General features: G+C 64.2%; 21 protein-coding genes. 7 read left to right on the top strand and 14 right to left on the bottom strand.

The genetic code is table 11. The features are described 5' to 3' along the window. Positions 1 to 5: 5 nt before the first annotated feature. From DFR39_RS16545 to DFR39_RS16515, 7 genes are read left to right on the top strand one after another with little or no spacing between them, the layout of a single operon-like run. On the top strand, positions 6 to 3788 hold the full coding sequence (locus DFR39_RS16545) for a nitrate reductase subunit alpha (protein ID WP_133604959.1): 3783 nt from the start codon (positions 6 to 8) through the stop codon (positions 3786 to 3788). Further along, positions 3785 to 5311 carry a nitrate reductase subunit beta gene (gene narH / locus DFR39_RS16540; RefSeq protein ID WP_133604958.1) on the top strand — a complete coding sequence of 509 codons (1527 nt, stop codon included), beginning with the start codon at positions 3785 to 3787 and terminating at the stop codon, positions 5309 to 5311. Before DFR39_RS16545 ends, narH begins: the two co-directional genes overlap by 4 nt. Before the next feature lie 10 nt (positions 5312 to 5321). Continuing rightward, complete coding sequence (narJ, locus tag DFR39_RS16535; protein WP_133604957.1) at positions 5322 to 6077, top strand: nitrate reductase molybdenum cofactor assembly chaperone; 756 nt, start codon at positions 5322 to 5324, stop codon at positions 6075 to 6077. Continuing rightward, positions 6074 to 6793, top strand: coding sequence for a respiratory nitrate reductase subunit gamma (gene narI, locus DFR39_RS16530; protein ID WP_133604956.1), 720 nt, complete (start codon positions 6074 to 6076; stop codon positions 6791 to 6793). The genes narJ and narI overlap by 4 nt, the downstream gene beginning before the upstream one ends. Positions 6794 to 6808: 15 nt before the next feature. Next, a complete protein-coding gene (locus DFR39_RS16525; protein WP_133604955.1) occupies positions 6809 to 7690 on the top strand; it encodes a peptidylprolyl isomerase in 882 nt (293 codons plus the stop codon). Positions 7691 to 7714: 24 nt separating this feature from the next. Next, positions 7715 to 8656: a sodium-dependent bicarbonate transport family permease gene (locus DFR39_RS16520; RefSeq protein ID WP_133604954.1), complete on the top strand. Its 942-nt coding sequence runs from the start codon at positions 7715 to 7717 to the stop codon at positions 8654 to 8656. A gap of 14 nt (positions 8657 to 8670) precedes the next feature. Beyond that, positions 8671 to 8991 carry a P-II family nitrogen regulator gene (locus DFR39_RS16515; RefSeq protein WP_133604953.1) on the top strand — a complete coding sequence of 107 codons (321 nt, stop codon included), beginning with the start codon at positions 8671 to 8673 and terminating at the stop codon, positions 8989 to 8991. 31 nt (positions 8992 to 9022) lie between these two features. Here DFR39_RS16515 and truD read toward each other — a convergent pair whose 3' ends face one another. From truD to DFR39_RS16445, 14 genes are all read right to left on the bottom strand, one after another. Beyond that, entirely contained in the window at positions 9023 to 10057 is a 1035-nt protein-coding gene (truD, locus tag DFR39_RS16510) for a tRNA pseudouridine(13) synthase TruD (protein ID WP_133604952.1), read from the bottom strand. A gap of 91 nt (positions 10058 to 10148) precedes the next feature. Next, on the bottom strand, positions 10149 to 12176 hold the full coding sequence (locus DFR39_RS16505) for a S8 family serine peptidase (RefSeq protein ID WP_133604951.1): 2028 nt from the start codon (positions 12174 to 12176) through the stop codon (positions 10149 to 10151). Further along, positions 12176 to 13345: a phosphatase PAP2 family protein gene (locus DFR39_RS16500; RefSeq protein ID WP_133604950.1), complete on the bottom strand. Its 1170-nt coding sequence runs from the start codon at positions 13343 to 13345 to the stop codon at positions 12176 to 12178. Before DFR39_RS16500 ends, DFR39_RS16505 begins: the two co-directional genes overlap by 1 nt. 29 nt (positions 13346 to 13374) lie before the next feature. Further along, complete coding sequence (locus DFR39_RS16495; RefSeq protein ID WP_133604949.1) at positions 13375 to 15042, bottom strand: hypothetical protein; 1668 nt, start codon at positions 15040 to 15042, stop codon at positions 13375 to 13377. A 286-nt stretch (positions 15043 to 15328) separates the two neighbouring features. After that, positions 15329 to 15658, bottom strand: a complete 330-nt coding sequence (locus tag DFR39_RS19985; RefSeq protein ID WP_133604948.1) for a hypothetical protein — start codon at positions 15656 to 15658, stop codon at positions 15329 to 15331. Positions 15659 to 15935: 277 nt separating this feature from the next. Further along, positions 15936 to 16832: an alpha/beta hydrolase family protein gene (locus DFR39_RS16485; RefSeq protein WP_162849564.1), complete on the bottom strand. Its 897-nt coding sequence runs from the start codon at positions 16830 to 16832 to the stop codon at positions 15936 to 15938. 252 nt (positions 16833 to 17084) lie between these two features. Beyond that, a complete protein-coding gene (locus tag DFR39_RS16480) occupies positions 17085 to 17393 on the bottom strand; it encodes a hypothetical protein (RefSeq protein ID WP_133604946.1) in 309 nt (102 codons plus the stop codon). Positions 17394 to 17465: 72 nt separating this feature from the next. Further along, the gene (locus DFR39_RS16475; protein WP_133604945.1) at positions 17466 to 17999 is read right to left on the bottom strand and encodes a GNAT family N-acetyltransferase; all 534 of its coding nucleotides are present in this window, start codon (positions 17997 to 17999) and stop codon (positions 17466 to 17468) included. A gap of 518 nt (positions 18000 to 18517) precedes the next feature. Continuing rightward, a complete protein-coding gene (locus DFR39_RS16470; RefSeq protein WP_133604944.1) occupies positions 18518 to 18847 on the bottom strand; it encodes an SMI1/KNR4 family protein in 330 nt (109 codons plus the stop codon). A gap of 118 nt (positions 18848 to 18965) precedes the next feature. Next, positions 18966 to 19220 carry a hypothetical protein gene (locus DFR39_RS16465; protein ID WP_133604943.1) on the bottom strand — a complete coding sequence of 85 codons (255 nt, stop codon included), beginning with the start codon at positions 19218 to 19220 and terminating at the stop codon, positions 18966 to 18968. 50 nt (positions 19221 to 19270) lie between these two features. Next, entirely contained in the window at positions 19271 to 19621 is a 351-nt protein-coding gene (locus DFR39_RS16460; RefSeq protein ID WP_133604942.1) for a hypothetical protein, read from the bottom strand. Between the two features lie 62 nt (positions 19622 to 19683). Continuing rightward, positions 19684 to 20073: a hypothetical protein gene (locus tag DFR39_RS16455; RefSeq protein WP_133604941.1), complete on the bottom strand. Its 390-nt coding sequence runs from the start codon at positions 20071 to 20073 to the stop codon at positions 19684 to 19686. A gap of 108 nt (positions 20074 to 20181) precedes the next feature. Next, entirely contained in the window at positions 20182 to 20586 is a 405-nt protein-coding gene (locus DFR39_RS16450) for a hypothetical protein (RefSeq protein WP_133604940.1), read from the bottom strand. An 18-nt stretch (positions 20587 to 20604) separates the two neighbouring features. Further along, the gene (locus DFR39_RS16445) at positions 20605 to 21279 is read right to left on the bottom strand and encodes a DUF3885 domain-containing protein (protein WP_133604939.1); all 675 of its coding nucleotides are present in this window, start codon (positions 21277 to 21279) and stop codon (positions 20605 to 20607) included. Positions 21280 to 21383 lie beyond the last annotated feature (104 nt).

The following is a 21383-nucleotide window of genomic DNA, read 5'->3' as shown; positions in this document are numbered from 1 at the left end:
AGACCATGAGCCATTTCCTCGATCGACTGAGCTACTTCGCTCAAGCCAAGGAGGACTTCGCCGACGGCCACGGCCGTACCAACGGCGAAGACCGCACCTGGGAAGACGCCTACCGCAACCGCTGGGCGCACGACAAGATCGTGCGTTCCACCCACGGCACCAACTGCACCGGTTCCTGCTCGTGGAAGATCTATGTGAAGGGCGGCATCGTCACCTGGGAAACCCAGCAGACCGACTATCCCCGCACCCGCCCCGATCTGCCCAACCACGAGCCGCGCGGCTGCGCCCGCGGTGCCTCCTACAGCTGGTACCTCTACAGCGCCAACCGCGTGAAGTACCCCATGGTGCGTGGCTCCCTGCTCAAGCACTGGCGGGCTGCGCGTGCCGTGGCCAAGACGCCGGTGGATGCCTGGGCCCATATCGTCGAGAACACCGAGCAGCGCCGCGAGTGGCAGAAGGACCGTGGTCTGGGCGGCTTCGTACGGGCCAGCTGGGACGAGGTCAACGAGATCATCGCCAGCGCCAATATCTACACCGTCAAGAAGCACGGCCCGGACCGCGTGATCGGCTTCTCGCCCATCCCGGCCATGTCCATGATCAGCTATGCCGCCGGCAGCCGGTATCTGAGCCTGATGGGCGGCGTGTGCATGAGCTTCTACGACTGGTACTGCGATCTGCCGCCGGCCAGCCCCATGATCTGGGGCGAGCAGACCGATGTGCCGGAGAGTGCCGACTGGTACAACTCCAACTACATCATCGCCTGGGGCTCCAATGTGCCGCAGACGCGCACGCCGGACGCGCACTTCTTCACCGAGGTGCGCTACAAGGGCGCCAAGACGGTGGCCATCACCCCGGACTACGCCGAGATCTCCAAGCTGGCCGATATCTGGCTGCATCCCAAGCAGGGCACCGATGCCGCCATCGCCATGGCCATGGGCCATGTGATTCTCAAGGAGTTCTACTTCGAGAAGCGCTCCAGCTACTTCGACGACTACGCCCGCCGCTACACCGATCTGCCCATGATCGTGCGGCTCAAGAAGCAGACCACGCCCGACGGGCGCGATGTGCTGGTGCCCGACCACTATCTGCGCGCCAGCGACTTTGGCGCCAAGCTGCACCAGGCCAACAACCCCGAGTGGAAGACCCTGGCCTTTGACGCCCAGGGCAAGGTGGTGGTGCCCAACGGTTCCATCGGCTTCCGCTGGGGCCCCAATGGCCGCGAGGACGGGGGCAAGTGGAACCTGGAGAGCAAGGAGGCCAATGCCGGAGCGGATGTGAAGCTGCGGCTGAGCGCGCTGGAGGGCGAGGCCCAGGCGCATGAGCTGGTCGAGGTGGGCTTTCCCTACTTCGGCGGTGTGGAGACCCCGCACTTCCAGCACAACAAGCAGCAGGACGTGATCCTGCGCCGCGTGCCCGCCGTGCGGCTCAAGCTGGGCAAGCATGAGGGCGCCGAGGAGGTGCTGGTCGCCACCGTCTTCGATCTGCAAGTGGCGCAGTACGGGGTGGACCGCGGCCTGGGCGACGACTGCCCGAAGCGCTACGAGGACAACAAGCCCTACACCCCCGCCTGGGCCGAGCACATCACCGGCGTGCCGGCGGCCCAGATCACCCAGGTGGCACGCGAGTTTGCCGACACCGCCGACAAGACCCATGGCAAGGCCATGGTGATCATCGGCGCGGCGATGAACCACTGGTACCACGCCGATATGAACTACCGCGGCATCATCAATATGCTGATGATGTGCGGCTGCATCGGCCAGAGCGGCGGTGGCTGGGCGCACTATGTGGGTCAGGAAAAGCTGCGCCCGCAGACCGGCTGGACCGCGCTGGCCTTTGCGCTGGACTGGATCCGCCCGCCGCGCCAGCAGAACTCCACCAGCTTCTTCTACGCCCACACCGACCAGTGGCGCTACGAGAAGCTCGATGTGGCCGAGGTGCTCTCGCCCCTGGCCGACAAGAAGAAGTTCGGTGGCAGCCTGATCGACTACAACGTGCGCGCCGAGCGCATGGGCTGGCTGCCTTCGGCGCCGCAGCTGCAGACCAACCCCATCGAGCTGGTCAAGCAGGCGCAGGCCGCCGGTGTCGATGCCAAGGACTTTGCGGTGCAGTCGCTCAAGGACGGCTCGCTGCGCATGAGCTGCGAGGACCCGGACAACCCGGCCAACTGGCCGCGCAATATGTTTGTGTGGCGCTCCAACATCCTGGGCTCATCGGGCAAGGGGCATGAGTACTTCCTCAAGCATCTGCTGGGCACGACCAATGGCGTGCAGGGCAAGGATCTCGGCACGGACGATGCCAAGCCTCAGGAAGTGCAGTGGCATGACAAGGCGCCGGAAGGCAAGCTGGACCTGCTGGTCACGCTGGACTTCCGCATGAGCACCACCTGTCTGTACTCCGACATCGTGCTGCCCACCGCCACCTGGTACGAGAAGAACGATCTCAACACCAGTGATATGCACCCCTTCATCCATCCGCTGTCCACGGCGGTGGACCCGGCCTGGCAGTCGCGCAGCGACTGGGAGATCTACAAGGGCTTTGCCAAGAAGTTCAGCGAGCTCTGCGTGGGCCATCTGGGCGTGGAGAAGGAGCTGGTGCTGACCCCGCTGATGCATGACAGCCCGGCCGAGCTGGCCCAGCCCTTTGATGTGAAGGAATGGAAGAAGGGCGAGTGCGATCTGATTCCGGGCAAGACCGCGCCGCAGATGGCCGTGGTCGAGCGCGACTATCCGAATCTGTACAAGCGCTTCACCGCGCTGGGCCCCCTGATGAGCAAGGTGGGCAATGGCGGCAAGGGCATTGCCTGGAACACCCAGGACGAGGTGCAGCAGCTGGGTGAGCTCAACGGCGTGGTGCGCGAGGAAGGTGTCACCCAGGGCATGCCGCGCATCGTCAGCGATATCGATGCCACCGAGGTGGTGCTGATGCTGGCGCCCGAGACCAATGGCCATGTCGCGGTCAAGGCCTGGGAGGCGCTGTCTAAGCAGACCGGCCGCGAGCATGCCCATCTGGCCCTGCATCGCGAGGACGAGAAGATCCGCTTCCGCGATATCCAGGCGCAGCCGCGCAAGATCATCAGCTCGCCCACCTGGTCGGGCCTGGAGAGCGAGAAGGTCTCCTACAACGCCGGCTACACCAATGTGCATGAGCTGATCCCCTGGCGCACCCTGACCGGCCGCCAGCAGTTCTACCAGGACCACCCCTGGCTGCAGGCCTTCGGCGAGGGCTTCAGCAGCTACCGCCCACCGGTGGACATGAAGGCCCTGGTCGATGTGCACGGGGTCAAGCCCAATGGGCACAAGGAGATCGCGCTCAACTTCATCACGCCGCACCAGAAGTGGGGCATCCACAGCACCTACAGCGACAACCTGCTGATGCTCACGCTCAACCGTGGCGGCTCGGTGGTCTGGCTCAGCGAGGACGATGCCCGCAGCGCCGGCATCGCCGACAACGACTGGGTGGAGCTCTACAACAGCAACGGCGCCATCGCGGCCCGGGCCGTGGTGAGCCAGCGCGTCAACAACGGCATGGTGATGATGTACCACTCCCAGGAAAAGATCATCAACACGCCGGGCTCCGAGATCACCGGCACCCGCGGCGGCATCCACAACTCGGTGACCCGCATCGTGGTCAAGCCCACCCACATGATCGGCGGCTACGCCCAGCTGAGCTACGGCTTCAACTACTACGGAACGATTGGCACCAACCGCGACGAGTTCGTGCTGGTGCGCAAGATGGCCAAGGTCGATTGGCTCGATGAAGAGGCTTCGGCCCAAGGAGCAACAGCATGAAGGTACGTGCACAAATCGGCATGGTGCTGAACCTGGACAAGTGCATTGGCTGCCACACCTGTTCGGTCACCTGCAAGAACGTCTGGACCAACCGCCCGGGCATGGAATACGCCTGGTTCAACAACGTCGAGTCCAAGCCGGGCATCGGCTATCCCAAGGAATGGGAGAACCAGGACAAGTGGCATGGCGGCTGGCAGCGCAAGGCCGACGGCAGCATCGAGCCGCGTCAGGGCGGCAAGTGGAAGCTGCTGATGCGCATCTTCGCCAATCCCCATCTGCCACAGATCGACGACTACTACGAGCCCTTCACCTTCGACTACGAGCATCTGCAGTCGGCGCCCAAGTCCAAGGCCGCGCCCACCGCGCGTCCGCGCAGCCTGATCACCGGCCAGCGCATGGAGAAGATCGAGTGGGGCCCCAACTGGGAGGAGATCCTGGGTGGCGAGTTCTCCAAGCGCAGCAAGGACCCGAACTTCGAGGACATCCAGAAGGAGATCTACGGGCGCTTCGAGAACACCTTCATGATGTACCTGCCGCGCCTGTGCGAGCACTGCCTGAATCCGGCCTGCGTGGCGTCCTGCCCCTCGGGCTCGATCTACAAGCGCGAGGAAGACGGCATCGTGCTGATCGACCAGGACAAGTGCCGTGGCTGGCGCATGTGCGTCTCGGGCTGCCCCTACAAGAAGATCTACTACAACTGGCAGAGCGGCAAGGCCGAGAAGTGCATCTTCTGCTACCCGCGCATCGAGGCCGGCCAGCCCACCGTGTGTTCGGAAACCTGCGTGGGCCGCATCCGCTACCTGGGCGTGCTGCTCTATGACGCCGACCGCATCGAGGCGGCCGCCGCGGTGGAGAACGACAAGGAGCTCTACCAGGCCCAGCTCGACGTCTTCCTGGACCCCCATGATCCGCAGGTCATCGAGCAGGCGCGCCGCGACGGCGTGCCCGAGGCCTGGCTGGAAGCGGCCAAGAAGAGCCCCGTCTACAAGATGGCGGTGGACTGGAAGGTGGCCCTGCCCCTGCACCCCGAGTACCGCACCCTGCCCATGGTCTGGTATGTGCCGCCGCTCTCGCCCGTCAGCGCGGCCGCCCACGCCGGCCATCTGGCCAGCAAGGGTGCCATCCCTGATGTGAGCCAGCTGCGCATCCCGGTGCAGTACCTCGCCAATATGCTGACCGCCGGTGATGTGGCGCCGGTGGAGCGCGCCCTGGAGCGCATGCTGGCCATGCGCGCCTACCAGCGCGCCAAGCATGTGGAGGGGGTGGACGATTGGTCCGTGCTGGACCAGGTGGGCCTGCTCAAGCGCGAGGTGGAGGACATGTACCAGATCATGGCCATCGCCAACTACGAGGACCGCTTCGTCATTCCCAGCAGCCACCGCGAGTACGCGGAAAACGCCTACGAGCTGCGCGGCGGCTGCGGCTTCAGCTTCGGCAACGGCTGCTCCGAGGGCCAGAGCCACGACACCAGCCTGTTCGGGGGCGGCGGCCGCCGCACCATCCCGATCAAGAGCGGCATCTGAGGAGTTGATGATGTTCAACAAGAACGCAAACAAGCCGGCCGCGGCCCTGCGCCTGAGCTGTCGCGTGCTGGCCCATCTGCTGGACTATCCCGGCGCCGCCATGCGGGCGGCCCTGCCCGAGCTGCGCCAGGCCCTGCAGCAGGAGGCCGCACTCTCGCCCGAGCGCCTGGCCGAGCTGGACCACCTGATGGCCACGCTGCAGCGGGGTGACGCCTACGAGGCGGAGGCCCGCTATGTGGAGAGTTTCGACCGCGGCCGTGCCACCAGCCTGCATCTGTTCGAGCATGTGCACGGGGACTCGCGCAGCCGCGGCCCGGCCCTGGTGGATCTGGTCAAGACCTACGAGGCCGGCGGCATGTTCTTTGACGGGGCCGTACATGGGCCCGGGGCCCCGCTGGACGAGTCCTTCGCCCAGGCCCGCGAGCTGCCCGACTACCTGCCCGTGGTGCTGGAGTTCGCCTCCACCCAGGAGCCGGCCACGGCGCGCGCCTTCCTGGCCGAACTGGCTCACATCCTGAACGGCATCCATGCGGCGCTGATCCAGCGCGAGAGCCCCTATGCCGCCGCCATCGGTGCGGTGCTGGCCCTGGCGGGCGAGCAGCCCCGGCCCATGCCCCTGCCACCGGAAGAGTCCCTGGACGAAAGCTGGCAGGAGCCGGCTGCCTTCGAGGGCTGCTCGGTCCGCGGCCAGAGCGGCCCGCAGCCCGTGCACATCGTGCGCAAGCATTCATCCATCCACCACGCTCAACAAGGAGGGCGGGTATGAAGTCCCTCGATTTCGCCCTGTTCGGCATCTATCCCTATATCTGCCTGGCGGTCTTCCTGCTCGGCAGCCTGCTGCGCTTCGACCGCGACCAGTACAGCTGGAAGAGCGACTCCTCCCAGCTGCTGCGGGCGGGCAGTCTGCGCTGGGGTTCCAATCTCTTTCACGTCGGCGTGTTGATCCTGTTCTTCGGCCACACCGTGGGCATGCTGACCCCGCACTTCGTCTACGAGCCCTTCATGAGCGCCGGCAGCAAGCAGCTGATGGCCATGGTGGTGGGCGGCGTGGCCGGTCTGCTGGGTTTTGTGGGCGTGAGCCTGCTGCTGCACCGCCGGCTCTCGGACGAGCGCATCCGCCGCAACTCCAAGACCAGCGACATCCTGCTGCTGTGGCTGCTGTGGGTTCAGCTGGCCCTGGGCCTGGCCACCATCCCGCTCTCGGCCCAGCATCTGGACGGCGGCATGATGTTGAAGCTGGCCGAATGGGCGCAGCGCATCGTGACCTTCCGCGGCGGCGCGGTGGAGCTGCTGGCCGAGGCCGGCTGGATCTTCAAGCTCCATATGTTTCTGGGCATGACGGTGTTCCTGGTCTTCCCCTTCACCCGCCTGGTGCATGTGTGGAGCGGCTTTGGCACCCTGGCCTATCTGACCCGGCCCTATCAGCTGGTGCGCAGCCGTCGCATCGCCCTGCCGCCCGGCCATGATCGCGCACCGCGCTGAACCCAGGAGTGGCTCATGAGCGATACACAGAATCACTGCGGTGGTGGGGGCGGCGGCTGCGGCTGCTCGGGCGCCAGCCCGGCGACCGACGGCACCAAGCCTGCCATGGGGCCTGACGCGCAGGACCGCGTGGCCGTGGCCAGCGTCAACGGCGCGCCCCTGCATGGCGTGGGCGAGTCGCCAGATCCCGAGACCCTGCGCCAGCGTGCCTACAGCGAGTTGCTGCGTCAGGCGGCGCAGCGCGCCGGTCTGCTGGAGCCAAGCGAGCCCGCCGCCCTGGACGGCTTGCTCAGCGAGGCGGCCTCGCGGGCCATCGAGCAGTTGCTGGAGCGCGAGCTTCGCGTGCCCGTGCCCGACGAGACCGCCTGCCGCCGCTACCACGAGGCGCACGCCTCGCGCTACTGCACGGGCGAGCGGGTGCAGGCCCGCCACATCCTGTTCGCGGTGACGCCGAATGTGGACATCGAGGCGCTGCGCCAACGCGCCGAGGCCCAGCTGATCGCCCTGCGCTGCGAGGAAGCAGCGGCCTTTGCCGCCGCGGCGGCCGAGCTGTCCAACTGCCCCAGCGGCGCCCAGGGCGGCGATCTGGGCTGGTTGGGCCGCCAGGACTGTGCTCCCGAGTTCGGCGCGGCCCTGTTCGGGCGCGACGAGGCCGAATCCCATATCGGCGTGCTGCCGCGCCTGGTGAACACGCGCTTTGGCTTCCACATCGTGCGGGTTGAAGCGCGTGAGGCCGGCACGCCCCAGCCCTTTGAGCAGGTGCGCAGCGCCATCGCGCAGACGCTGACCCAGCAGGCCTATGTGACCGCGCTGCGCCAGTACCTGAACCTGCTGGCGGGGCAGGCCCAGCTGAGCGGGCTGGAGCTCGAGGGCGCCGACTCGCCGCTGCTGCAGTGAACTGGAACTTCGAGGACATCTGCCTTGAGCATTGATCCCGTCGTTGGCTTCTTCGTGCTGGGACTCGTTGCCGGACTGCTGGGCTCTGACCTCAAGATCTCGGGCGGTCTCTACGACACCCTCACGCTCTATTTGCTGATCGCCATCGGACTCAAGGGCGGCTTCGAGCTGTCGCAGACCGAGGTGCTGCATCTGGTGCTGCCCATCGTGGTGGTGGTGGTGATGAGCGCCGGCACGCCCTTGCTGGGCTATCAGATCCTGCTGCGCCTGGGCAAGCTGCCGCACCCGGACGCCGCATCGATCTCGGCGCACTACGGTTCCGTGTCGGTCGTCACCTTCGCCGTGGGCGCCTCCTATCTTGCGCGCCAGGGTGTGGGCTATGACGGCTACCTGTCCGTGTTCCTGGTCTTTCTTGAGTTTCCGGCCATCATCATCGGCGTCTTGCTGGCCAAGGGCATCAACAAGGACACGCAGTGGAAGCACCTGGCGCGGGAGGTGCTCACCGGCAAGGCCATCCTGCTGCTGGTGGGCGCGCTGCTGATCGGCTGGATCTGGGGCAAGGAGGGCGGCGCCGCGCTGATCCCCTTCTTCCAGGACATGTTCAAGGGCTTTCTCGCGCTCTTCCTCTTGGGCATGGGCTTGGTGACGGCGTCCAAGCTCGACGATCTGCGCCGTGTGGGCAAGTTCCTGATCGGCTTCGGCATCCTCATGCCCTTGGTGTCCGCCGTGGGCGGCGTGCTGGTGGGGCATGCCCTGGGCCTGAGCGAGGGCAGCACCACCTTGCTGGCCGTGCTCTACGCCAGCGCCTCCTATATCGCCGCGCCTGCCGCCATGCGCATTGCCATCCCCGAGGCCAATCCGGCCCTCTCCATCGGTGCAGCCCTGGGCGTCACCTTTCCCTTCAATGTGGTGCTGGGCGTGCCGCTCTATTTCCAGATGACCCGCTGGTACTACGCCGCCTTCTGAGGGTTTGATCCACCATGCAAGCTCCACCCGACATCGCGCTGGGAACCATCCACTACGTGGTCCTCATCTGCGAGGAAGCCATTGAAGCCCTGATCGGCAAGGACATCATCGCCTGCGGCGCCAAGGGCTACACCGTCTCGGAGGTGCGCGGGCGCGGCAACCGCGGCGTGCGCGACGCCCAGTGGCTGCTGTCCAGCAATATCCGCATCGAGGTGCTGTGCAGCCAGGCAGCGGCCCAGCTCATCCTGCGCACCGTGGAGCACAAGTACTCGCAGAACTACGGCCTGGTGGCCTTCACCCATCCCGTCAATGGCCCGCGGGCGGACAAGTTCTGAGCGCGCCGCCGTACTCGGCGTGATGAGCGCCTCAGTCGAGCGCCGCGGGCTCGTTCTCCGTGAGCCGCTCGGGTTCGGTGGTGTGGAGGATCTCCATCAGCACCGAGGTGGCGTAGGTCCCGGCCGGCAACGAGAAGCTGAGCACCAGCTGATCGGCTTGCGGCCATTCCCATGACAGCTCCGCCGGATTCGCCACCAGGGCGCGGCGCTCCTGATTCAGGCCGGCGTGCTCCATGCCGTCGCACAGGACCGCGTGCCGTTCGGCCACGCTCATCTCCAGCGCCTGCGCCTGATCGCTGCTGCTCACGCGGCCCCGTCCCCAGAGCGGCCCGGTGGGCCGGCCCGCCTCGTCCAGCACATCGCCGCTCAGGCTCTGGCCCCAGAGCCCCTGCTGAATCCGCTGCGCCAGCACCTCGTTGAAGACAAAGGAGCGCACCGCCGACAGGTAGAGGCCCTTTTTCTTGGGGTGGCGCACGCGGATCTCGCGCGCCAGCATGGCCCGGCCCTGCTCCACATTGCCCCCATCGTGGCCAAAGCGCTGGGCGCCGAAGTAATTGGGCACGCCCTGGGACGCCACGCGCTGGAGATTGGCTTCGATGGCGGCGCGCTCGCCACGCACCTCACGCAGCACGATGCGAAAGCGGTTGCCCAGCAGATCGCCACGGCGCAGCTTCTTCAGGTGGCGGCTCTGGCTCAGCACCTTGAATTCCGGGTGCTGCAGCTGGGTCAGGTCCAGCGGCTCACCCTTGGTCTTGCTGTTGGCCAGGGTGATGCTGAACCACTGGCGGGTGATGGCGTAGCGGTCCTTGAGGCCGGCAAAGCCCACGTCGCGTTCTTCCACGCCGGCCGCTTGGGCCAGCTGCTGGGCCACAAAGGCCGTGTTGGCGCCGTTCTTCTCGACGTCCAGCCACAGATGCTCACCCTCACCGCTGGGCAGCTGCAGCGGCAGCTCGGTCACGATGAAGTCCTCGTTGAGGAGCTTGAGGGTGGCGCTGGCGCCGCTGTCCGGATAGGCCTGGGGCCACTGCGGCAGGGTCGTGTACGGGGAGGGTTGGGCTTCGGTCATGGGCGGTGGGCAGGCGGCAGCAAGGGTGGGGCCGGAGCAGGCGCTCGGGCGCGGGACGCTATTCTGCTTGGAACTCAGGCCGGCAGAGCACTCAGCCTTGGGGCCGCAAGGCCGTCATCTGGGCGCGACGCTTGGACCGGCTTGGGCTCATGGATCGGCCCCGGTCTTGCTCGGCGCTCAGAAAGTCAAGCCAGTCCTCGGGCTTCGGGGGCAGCCCGCCGCGCGCCAGCCGATTGGCCCATTGCCGCGCGGCCACGGGAGCGGCCACGCTGGTGCCTCCCATGCGAGCCTCGCTGCCGGAGAGCACGCCGGCTGCTATCAGGCCATAGGCCAAGGGCCCTTCGTCGGCCACGGCGCGTGCCAGGCGTCGCTCGTGGTCCGAGGGCTTGCGGCGGGCGGTGTAGAGCGAGTCGCGCTCGTCCTCGGTGTGGGCGGCGCCGACCATCAGGGGCAGCTTGCCCGTGGCCAGGCCATTGAGGCTGCCGGCCCGACCCAGCTGCAGGCCCTGTGCCTCGACCAGCACCGATTGCACAGGGATGGGGTCGGTCCAGCGGGACAAGTCGCCTTGCACCCGCGCTTCGACCTCCAGCGGCAGCTCCCCGCTGTTGCGCAGCTCGATCAGCCAACGCCCGGCGGGCAGGCCGCCACGCGCGCCACGCACCGGCGCCAGGGAGAGCTGGGCGCGGCTGCGCCCGGCCTTGCTGAGCTGTTGTTGCTGCAGCCGTCCCAGCAAGCGCTGGCCCTGGTACAGATCGACCTGCTCGTCCAGCGTGATCCAGGGTGAGCGCAGTGGCTCCAGCACCCGCAACTGCAGCGCGGGCCCGGCGGCCTTGGCGGGGCGCGTGGCGCCGCCCACGCTCGAACACCAGAGCTCCAGGAAGCTGTCGGTCGGGTCTCCCGGCTGCAAGCGCCAGCTCAGACGGGCGCTGTGGCGAGGCGCCAGCACGCCGGCGGCATTGGTGCCGCTGGTGGGGTCGTTCAAGAGATCGCCCCCATTGTTGCCGGCGGCAAACACCACCAGCAGTCGCGGCCGCTTGCGCATCAGCTCGTCGATGGCCTGCTCCAGCGCCGAGCTGCCATCGTGCGGGCCGGCCAGCGCACCCAGGCTGATATTGACGACCACGGCAGCCTGCGGCGACAGGGCCTCGGCCTCGCGCAGGATGTGGTGCAAGGCATCCAGAATCTGCGCCACACAGGCCGCGCCGGTGGTCTGCCCGTCCAGGCCGCGCGGCACCGAGACCAGCAGCAAAGGGGCGTGGGCGGCGGCGTCCAGGCTGCTGGGCTTGGCGTTGGCGGGGTGGCGGCGCCGGGCCGGCAGGCCGGCCAGGGTGTCCAGCACATGGGTGGCGTGGTCGGGCTGCTCGGCGGCCGCGGCAGCCAGCAGCTTGTCCAGACCCAGGGCCTGGTAGAGGGCCCGCTCCTTGGCGACCTGGCCCGCGCAGCGACGATGCAGCGCTTGCAGCGCGGCGTGCTGGAGCTCGCGGCCATAGCCCGCGGGCGCCACCTGCCATGGCGTGTCGGGGTCTTGCGGCGGCAGCGAAGCCTGGTCCCAGTAGGACAGGATGCGACAGGACTTGCTGCCCCCCGGCGCGCGAAACACCGCGTTCAGGAAAGCGCCGCCGTGGTCAATGCTGCCCAGGATCAGGGGCGGCGGCTTGCCGCGTCGCGCCGTTGGGGGGCTGGGTGCGCGCGCGCGGGCAAAGTCCACCGGCAGCGGTTGCGAGAGCTCGCAGCCGCGCAAGGACTTGCGCAAGGACGCCACCGCGCCGGCCTGGGCCCATACGGTGAGCCAATCTGCATCGGGCGGGCTTTCGGGGTTGAGCCAGAGGCGGGTGCCCAGGCGGGCCAGCGCTCGGTCCAGCGCCCGTCCGCGCGGCGCCAGCAGGGGCACCCAGAGCAGGGCGGGGTCTGCCGGCTTGTGCATCGGCGGGAAGCCTTGCCAGCCGGTGGCCAGGGCCCAGTCCAGATAGGGGTCGCCCGGGCTGCAGCTCGCCGGGCGCTGCCAACGCTGGGCCGCTGGGCTCGGGGGCGGCAAGGCGGCCGAGCTGCTGCCACCGGAGCTGGCGGGAGCCGGCCGGGGCGGTGCCGCTGGCGGCAGCGGCGGGGCGGCGTCGCTCATCACGCGGCGGCAGCGGCGCCAGCTGCGGCGCTGCTGCTGTCAAGATTCCATTCCCTGCAGACCAGCTCCCACAGGCGCGCGTGGTCCTTGAGCATCGGCAGGCCGGGCGCATCGGCCGGGGCGGCCACTTCCGAGCATTCGGGGCTTTGCGCCGGCGCAAAACCTTCGTCGGGCAGGGCCAGCGCCGCTTGGCCGAAGTCGGCATGGCCAAATCGCAGCACGCTGGGCTGGGCCGGCAGCTCAGCGACGCTGGCCAAGAGATAGCGGGCCACGCTTTCCCCCAGCAGCCGGCCCGCCAAACTGTCCACCGGGTAGTGCACCCCCGCGACCACGCGGTTCTCGGCAATGCGCAGCGCCATGCGAATCAGGACTTGGGACTGCAGATCGGGCAGCCGGGCCCGGTGCATCAGGTGGCACAGCAGCGCGGCAACCAGATGCGACTCGCCGGCATGGCCGCTGGGCAGGCTGCCGTGGCTGGGCACCTCGATCATGGGGAACAGGCTGGGGCGAATCTGATGGGGCCGCGGACAGGCCAGCATTTGCTTGATGCGCATCTGCAGCGCCATTTGCAGCGCCAGCGCGGACGCGAGCCACTCCAGGGTGCGCGGCATCCGATGCCAGGGCAGCTGTGCGGCGCTGAGCAAAAAGCTCAGGGCGTTGCCGGCCTGGGCGTGGATCTCTGGCAGGCGCACCTCGCGCAAGGGCAGCATGTCGTCCACCAAGCGGGCCTGGGCCAGCAGATAGTCCAGAGGCGGGCGCCGTAGGCTGAGCAAGGGGCGCCAGGCCAGACCCTTCTCGCTGGCGCCGAGCTGCTCGAGATAGACGGTTTGCGCGCCGGGGTCCGCGCGCACCTGCAGCCCGCTGAGCGCTTCCGTCAACAAGGACTGGGCACGGTGCGCGGCGCCGTAATGCAGCCAGGGCGCCGCGTCGAACCCGGGGCAGGGCGCGGGGGGATAGGGGTCGGCCAGGCCTTGGGTCAGATAGCCTTGCATGCGGACCAGGCAGGCGCTGCCCCATTCGTTGGCGCCCGCTGTAACGGCCAGGCCTGCGGCGGGGCCCACACCGCCGTAAGGGCCCACACCGCCATAGGGACCTACCCCGCCGTAGGGGCCAACGCCACCTGCCGGCCCGACACCGCCCAAGAGGTTCAGAACGCTCACGGTGCTCATGCATCACTCTCCTTCGAGGGGCTCTGGTTTCATTTCAAGGGCATGCCCGCTTGGGCCAATGCCTCGGCGAAATCCTCTGCGTGTGCGGCTTCTCGCCCCCAGTAGCGGGCTCGGAATGAACTCACGGTGGTCTGTGGCCACAGCTGTCTCAGGCTTTGCATGGTGCTTTGCGCCTGTGCTTGCTGCCCCAGGCGGACTTGTGCCACCGCGACGTAGAGCAAGGTCGGCGCATGGCTGGCGCACAGGCGCAAAGAGAGCTGCGCATGCTTCAGCGCCTCGGCGTATTGCTGATGCGCGAGCAGCGCGTGGGCCAGTGCGGCTTCCAGGAAATACTGCCAGGGGTCCAGCGGCGACAGGGCCAGGCCCAGGCGAGCGGACTCGCAGGCCTCGCGGGTCTGGTCGCTGTAGATTTGAGCCAAGGCTTGAAAGGACCAGGCCAGGGCGAAGCTGGGGTTGTGCTGCAAGGCCTGCTGGTGGTGCTGCAAAGCCAGTGAGAGCTGGGCGCCTTGCATGGCCAGGGCGTGCCCGAGCAGGGTGTGCGCCAGGGCGTGGCCCTTGTCGAGATCCAGTGCTGCTCGGGCCAAGCTGCCCATCTGAGCCGCGGCCTCGTCAAGCGGCTCCAGCCCTTGCACGCCTTTCAGCAAATGCCAGAACGCCAGCCATGCCAGCGGCTCGGCCGCTTGCGGCTGGTGTTGGATGAGCCAGCTCAGCATTTGCCCCGACTGCTGCAGGCAGCCGGGCGAGAGCTTGTGCATCAGCTGGGTCGCCGCGCTGAAGATCTGGTAGTTCTCCAGAGAGCTCCAGACCCCCGTCTTGCTGACCGACAAGCTGGCGTGCAGCAAGAGCCGGTGCACATCGGTGCAGGCTGCTTGCAGCGCGAAGGCTTCGCCATAGAGCAGGTCCTCCAGCTTGCATTCGATGCGGTCTTGCCACATCGGGGGGGCCTGGGGCCCGGCCTGCCTGTCATGCAAAGAAAGCTGCAGGAACAGCTGATCCCCCACGCCCACACTGCCGCGGCATTGCAGTACATGGTGAGCCCGCAGGTGTTCAAACGCATCCGCCAAGGCCTGGCGCGAATGCCGCAGGCCCTGGCTTGAGCGTGCCGACACCACGCGCAGCTGCGACGAACGGGAGAGCGCAAGGATCAAGGTGTCGGCCACCAAGTCGGCCATGGCCAGCAGGCGTGGGCTGTGGGCGCCCAGGTCCGGTGGCAGCACGGCGAGGACGGCGCCGAAGTCTGAGTCCTGGGCGTGGAAGGGTGTGGACATGTCGGGCTCTAGGCTGAAGACATGGATCTCCTTGCCCGCGCCATCTGGCCGACGGCCCCGGTCATGCAAGCCCAGGCGCCAAGGCTGCTCCAGCCGATCGACCGCTTGCGGGCTCAGGCAAAGCCCTCCCAACTCGGCGCTGGCGGCCAGGCGGCGGGCCATGCTGAGCTCCGCGGGCTGCGGCTGGCTGGCAGTGCTTAGCGCATGAATGCCGCAGCGAAAGTTCAGCTTGTGCTGCGTATGGCCTGCACGGTGGTCTTGCTGTAGCCGCAGCGCGGCATCGACCAGGGACTGGGTGTTGTGGCAGGTGACGGACAAGCTCACCTCGTCCTGCGACAAATCCAGCTCACGCGGGGGCTTGGGCAGTGCGGTGAACAAGGCCTCGCTGACTTGCTTGTAGCTGGCTTGCGCATGCAGAGGACTGAGCATGTGCCGAGGATCAAAAACAAGATCCAGGACGGCAGCCTTGGGGGCATCCTCGCTACTTGACCAATCTGGAACCAAGTCGGACGACATGCTGCTCCTTGTCACCGGGACGGGCTGAGGCGGCTTGCCGGCACATTATGCGCACAGGGTTGGAAGCGTGACAAATTGCACGCGAGGTCTCAGGTCAGCACCATGCCCAGATTGGTGGCTGCGCCATGGGGCCCCGGCGTGCATCTTTCGTCAGGGGCCGTGGCATCGAAGGCCGCCGGCAGGCATGCATGCCTGGGCGTCACTTGGGCTCCAAGAAGATGGCATCCTGACCGGCGCCAGTGGTGCTGCGGCGTACCCTGAAGACGGCATTGCTCTTGGGGAAGCCCTCCGGTGGAATCTGCATGTCGAACTGCCCATTGGCCAAGGCATGAAGTTCGATATGCGTCAGCTGCCCATGGAGCCCAAACATCAAGTAGACATGATCGTCTGGGGCCTTGGCGATGCGAACAATGCGGCCGCAAACGCTGCGACCAGCGCCAATGAGCTGGCAGACCTCATCGCGAGAGACGCCGGGTTTGGATATATAGAAGTACTCCCAGCCGAATGTCGGTAGCTTTCGGAGATCCACCTCTGTGGCACCAGGGGCATGCACGAGCTCCCCGATCCGTTTGCTGATGGAGCCAGTGCCGTTGCTCGCCTCAGAGCAGCCTAGCAACTGCACTCATACAGCAAGACAAAAAACGAACCGGATCGACATTGGCATGTGTGGCGCCCAATGCGGGAGTTGTGGCAAGCGCCGCAGGAAGGCGTTTGGGCCACGTGATCTATGGGCGGTGCCGACGACGATTGCGTTCATGCGGTTCAACGCTCGAGCGAGGGGGTGGGCAGCGCTGCGCTTCGACGGGCTACTTACCTTGTGGCGGAGTTGAGATCACAGTTCGTTGAAGCCAACTCATTGAGGCCGAAAGCGCTGCGTCAACCGGCAGCTGGTGCCCCGCATCCGGGAATTCGATGTGCTCAAAGCGTTTGCCAGTCGATGCCAGCAGTTCTAGTCGCTCGATAGAAAGGCTCGCAGGTACGTTCAGATCCTGCCGGCCATACAACCAGAGACCAGGAATCGACAGCTTCTGCAGTGAGGTGGTGGGATCGGTCGCCGTGAACTGATAGCGGTCTGGGCCGGATCGAATGTGCTCGCGGATGCGCGCCTGCGTATTCTTCTTCCAGAAGTCTTCTCTACCGTCCGCGAAGAACTGGAACCGGAGTTGCTCAAGTGTCGTCACCATCGGACCGCTCCAGATGACCATGAACTTAACATCAGGCGAGCGGGCTGCGGCAATCGGAATGATCCAGCCGGCTTGACTGATTCCCATCAGCCCAAGCGGGGTCCTAGGCGACGAGACTCTGCGCGAGAGTTCCTTCAATGCGGCATTGGCATCGTCTGCCAACAGCTCAAGGTTCGCCGTATCGACGTTGTTGGTTCCGACCTCGGGCCCCATGTACGTGCCACCCGACTTGCCAGTACCCCGCTTATCGTAAGTCAAAGTGGCGACGCCGCGTTGCGCAAGCGCTCTGGCAAGGTCCAGGTTGCGAGTCTCCTTTCCAGAGCCATGAACGATGACTGCACCCGCAATGATCTTTGCCGGGCTGACGATCGCACCCGCGAGAGTGGTGTCGCCGTTGCGGAACTGAACATCAACGACTGATTCCGGCTCCGGGGCGACCGGCGATGACGTGAGCTGCGCGTATGCGGGCAGGAGCAGCAGTGAGGTTAGTAGTAGCAGAGCACCGTATACCCGCTCCATGATCCTTCGTGATCGCATCGCTTTTTCCCGTGGCGCGGCATGCGCTCGAAGGGGAAGATTTTCGGGGGACACGAGGGCTGGCGACCTTGGCTTTGCGACAGACTGCACAAACAGCCGACAGAATGCCGCCGGCCGACAGCTCGGCTGCCGGACTGCGCGGCCTAGCGTTTGGTTAAGGGGCGGGCTTTAGCCCGTCCCAGTGAGCGAAGCGAACGATTTGAACCATTTGTTAGGCCGTTAATGTAGAGATTTTTACTCATAGGCCTCGTCGGTTGTACCAAATGCGTATTCATGAAATTGAGGGCCATTAGGCTCAATAACAAATGATGGCTGTTCAGCATCATCTGTGAAAGCGACAAATGGCCTGTAGCTGCCACCTTTGTACTCGATCTCGCCTTGGTCAAAGAGCATTGATAAGTCGAAGCTAAATTCACCGCAGATTGATTTGGCGACTTCGTTAGGTACGTTGTGCTTCTTTAGCGTGTCTCGCAATATGGCGATCCACTGTCTTTGGAAGTCAGCACAAAGAGATTCAAGTTTCTCGTACGCTGCGTCGTCCATGTACTGTTCCTTTGTAGGCCTAACGTTCGAGCTGAGCGGCCTGCCGTGGACAGTCCGCTCTCGAGCGAGGGGTTATGCCGCATGTTCCACCGTTCCCTGTGCCAACACCATGACGATCTCGTCTTGCTCGTCGCGATGCCTCTCAACTTGGGCGGCCGAGCCATCCTGAAAGCCAAGACTCAGCAGCAGCGCTCTTGAGCGATAGTTCTTGCCCTTGAGTACCGCCACGAACTCGCGAACTCGATACACCGCCCTGAGTTCTTGCAGCATGGCCGCCACTGCAGTCGTGCCGATGCCTTGCCGCCAGTACTGGCTGTTCAGCTCATAGGCAACGTACGCCCAGCCTTCGCGAGAAACAGTAGCCTGGACATAGCCAGCAAGCTGACCACTGGGCAGCCTGACAACCCAGTTCAGCCAATCTTCGGATCCATCGGCGGGCCCTCGGCTCTCTAGCAGCTCGAAGCGACGATGCAGCCATGCCTCCGATTCCGGTGGCGCGTTCTCGAACTCATAGATTGCCGGATCGCTGAGCACCCGGAACATCTCCTGTGCGTGTTCGGCCACTTGGGGTTCAAGGGTGAAACGCCCTGCGGGGATCGTCCTCATGCGGCATAACGTTTGACATGAGCCGCACGGAAAGAGCGAAGCTCTTGGAGTGTCGGCTCGGTGGAATGGTTAGGCCCCACCGGAGATATTTCGAGCGCGTTCATGCTGGTAGTGCCGACGAGCGGCCGGAGCAAAACACATGTAGCCCACCGTGCCAAGCAGGACAAGCGAATAGGCACTTTGAAACAATGAGGCCGGTGACATTGGATTGGGATCTTCGTGGACCTGGTAGAGATTGGTGCCAACACTGAACAACAGCAATAGCGCGAGAAGCACCAAAGCTGACGTTCGGCCCCCAAGTGTTCCCCACGCCAAATACAGAACGAGGGCGAGTTTGATCACGAATGAACTGAACTCAGGAGGCCACACGACGGCAAAGGCAAAGTTGCCAATCAATACGAGACCAAGGAGCGCAGTGAGCGGAACTGGTGCAGTTGCGATACGAGTAGGAAGCATGATTCTTTGGGGCCTAACGTGAAGGTGAGCGGACGCCGAAGGCGGGCCGCTCCAACGGCAGGTTAAATGGCAATTTCAAAGCGAGCCTCCAACTCTGCGAACGAGTCCGCGACCTTGATCGCGTACTGCGGCTCCATACCAACAAGCGGCAGCAGAAATACCGCCCCTGATGCGTCGAAAGCCAGCACTTCGCCGCCCCCGTCCCCAGCGAACGCAACGAAGCCGGGGGCGTAGTCTTGAATCTGTATGTCGGCGTTGTTGCCGGCAATGTCCGCCATCGGCCAAAGAGCCACGTAGCCGGGTCGCCCCTCACCCGTTGTGAAACCCTCGAAGGCGCCATGCGCTGCGAGGAAGTCTTTGTACTGTGCAGGGATCGGCGGGAGCATTGCCATTTAACGTTCGAGCTAACCGGCCCGCGGCGGCAGGACGCCGCAGGGCCAGAATGAAATGAGGCCCGTAGGCGGCATGCCGTCGCAGGTCCGGTTGAGCGAATGGTTAAGCCGCACCCGCCTAGTCATAGAAAGACTCTCGATGGACTTCTGACTCCGCTAAGGAAATGGCGCGCTTCAGATCCGCAAGCGAGAGAACTACATCCTGGGACCGGCCGTGAAGCACCACTTGAAGCCCGAGTGCTTCGTCCTCCCGAAACGAGACCAGAACTTCGCCATCGGCTTCGGCGGCCAGCTCGACATGCATTCCATCGCCCACAGCAGAGAAGCACGCCAGGCGCGTGGAATCAATGAGCTTTGGTTCGTGAGAATGCATGTTCTTGAAACTGTATCCGCTCTGCCCGAGCACGTACTTGCGGCTTAACGTCAAAGCTCAGCGGGCGGCAAAGCCGGCCGCTGGAGCGAAAGGTTATCCAGCGTGCGCCATCCAGTAGCAACACCGTTCTGCGCAACAACAACAAATCCGGTGAACGCGCGATCAGCGATGCGAATCTCGCCTTCCCCGATGTGAGTCACAGCGAAGCGGGCAGCCTCGCCAATAGGCAGCAGTGCACCCAGCTTCCGATGGACTTCTACCAGCGCCTCTGGCGAGCGAACATGCTCAGCTATGAGCGCTTCAATTTGGCTGCTATCGGCCACGATCATCCACTCCCGGCGAGCGTGATCGATCGAAGGAAAGTGCAGCCTCATCAGGTCGTGAACGCGCCGCGTGTTCATGCTGGATAACGTTTGAGTTCAGCGGGAGCCGTAGGCGATCCGCTGGAACGAGGGGTTATGTTTTAAAGCCATGTCTGATGAGAAATGTCGAATGATTTTGTAATCTCAGGCGGACGGCTACCATCCAAATTCGCTCTGTATTCATAAGTGCCAGTGACTTCCAGCCGAATATCGCCTTGAGGATTCCTGATCAAAACTTGCATCGGAAATTTTGCCTCTATGTAGGAAACTTTGTTGCCTCTTTTGGTTGCAACTCTTACTTGAAATACTGGATCGGAATGTGCTTTTATTCCCAGCAGCTCACTGTCGGCGACTTGCGAGCAAACTTGATGAATGACGCTGTTTACAATGAATTCAGCACAACTTTCCCCCATCCAAAATAATAGTTCAGAGCGATCATTATCTTTTTGAAAATTGTAAAGATCTATGCCGTTCACCTGCTGATGGTTCATGTGTCCCTCTCATAAACATAACGTGGAAGTGAGGGGCAGCCGGAGCGAAGCGAAGGGAACCACAAGCGCAGCTTGTGGCTGTCCCACTCGACTGTAAAGTTAGAAGGATTACGCAATGACAAACTCTCCCTTGTACAAGAACATCAGCAGCGGAGAGAACTCTTTAGAAAAGTCATTCGGCGTCATTCTCATTTGAGCCGGAATGGCCGTTCCGGAACTTTCAATCTGGGACTCAATCCTCGCAATTACATCAGTTAGCGCCATTTCGATCTTTGGATGAACCGCTGCGGCGTGAAGAATTTGCGCCAGCAATTTTGCCTCGGCATCCATGACGATCTGCCCATCACTACTCGCGTATTGACCACTCCATGGCTGATCTGGGGGAAGACTTGGGGGGCGTGACGTTCCTTGGGGTTTCCACCCGAACGCTTCGGCAAGGGTGAGGTAAACAGCCCAGTGCCCATTGCTGATTTGAATTGATTCGCCTGAACTGTTGCGAAGATCAATGGCCATGCTGATCCTTCTAACGTGCTAGCTAACCGGCGCGCCGCCGATAGGCGGAGCGTCCGTGTTGAGCGGCGGGTTAGAGGGCTCGAATGTGGCCGCCATGGTTTGGCGATCATAGTCGAGGAGGTATTGAGAATGCTTTGAGTAGATTTGAGACAGAAGACGGTGATTTGGTCCAATAACGTCCATGCCCCGGTCGTCGTACGGCCAAACCATGACTTTGTCGCTGAGGTTGAAGAGGTAGATGTCGCAACGTGGACGCGGTCGAATAGAGCCAAAATCGGTGGCAAATGCGGACCACAAAAGGTTCTGAAGTAACGAGGTTGGTGCTTCGAATGCAATGTGAAGCCAAGAGATGTCGTCTTCATCGTCGAAATCATCGTCTGGCGAAGGTGCCACTAACCACAAGCAGCGCGACCGAGGAATTGAGATTCCCGCCGCTCGAAGCTCCGACAGTAAATTTCGGTAAGCGAAGAGATTGGGCTTTCCGAATGCGCGAAGACAGACCGTTATTGGCTTGCTCACGGGAAAGATATCAGCGCAAATCGTGGTGGCCTTACGAAGGGCGAGCAAGAATTGCTCAATAGCAGAGCCCCCTTCGGATAGCTCGAAGCGCAAGCCGCCGGGATATGAGTAGAAGAGCGGCCGTAAGAATGCCTTCCCTTCAAATATTGACTCAATCTCGCTTCGAAAGCGCATACAGCCCTCTAACGTGAAAGTGAGCGGACGCCGAAGGCGGTCCGCTCCAATGACAGGTTAAAACTCATAGCCAGTTCCCCGTCACGGCCATCGTGCCGACAAAC

It is taken from the genome of Roseateles asaccharophilus, from assembly GCF_004362405.1.
GTDB lineage: Bacteria > Pseudomonadota > Gammaproteobacteria > Burkholderiales > Burkholderiaceae_C > Kinneretia > Kinneretia asaccharophila.
This window is presented reverse-complemented; position numbering and strand designations above follow the sequence as displayed.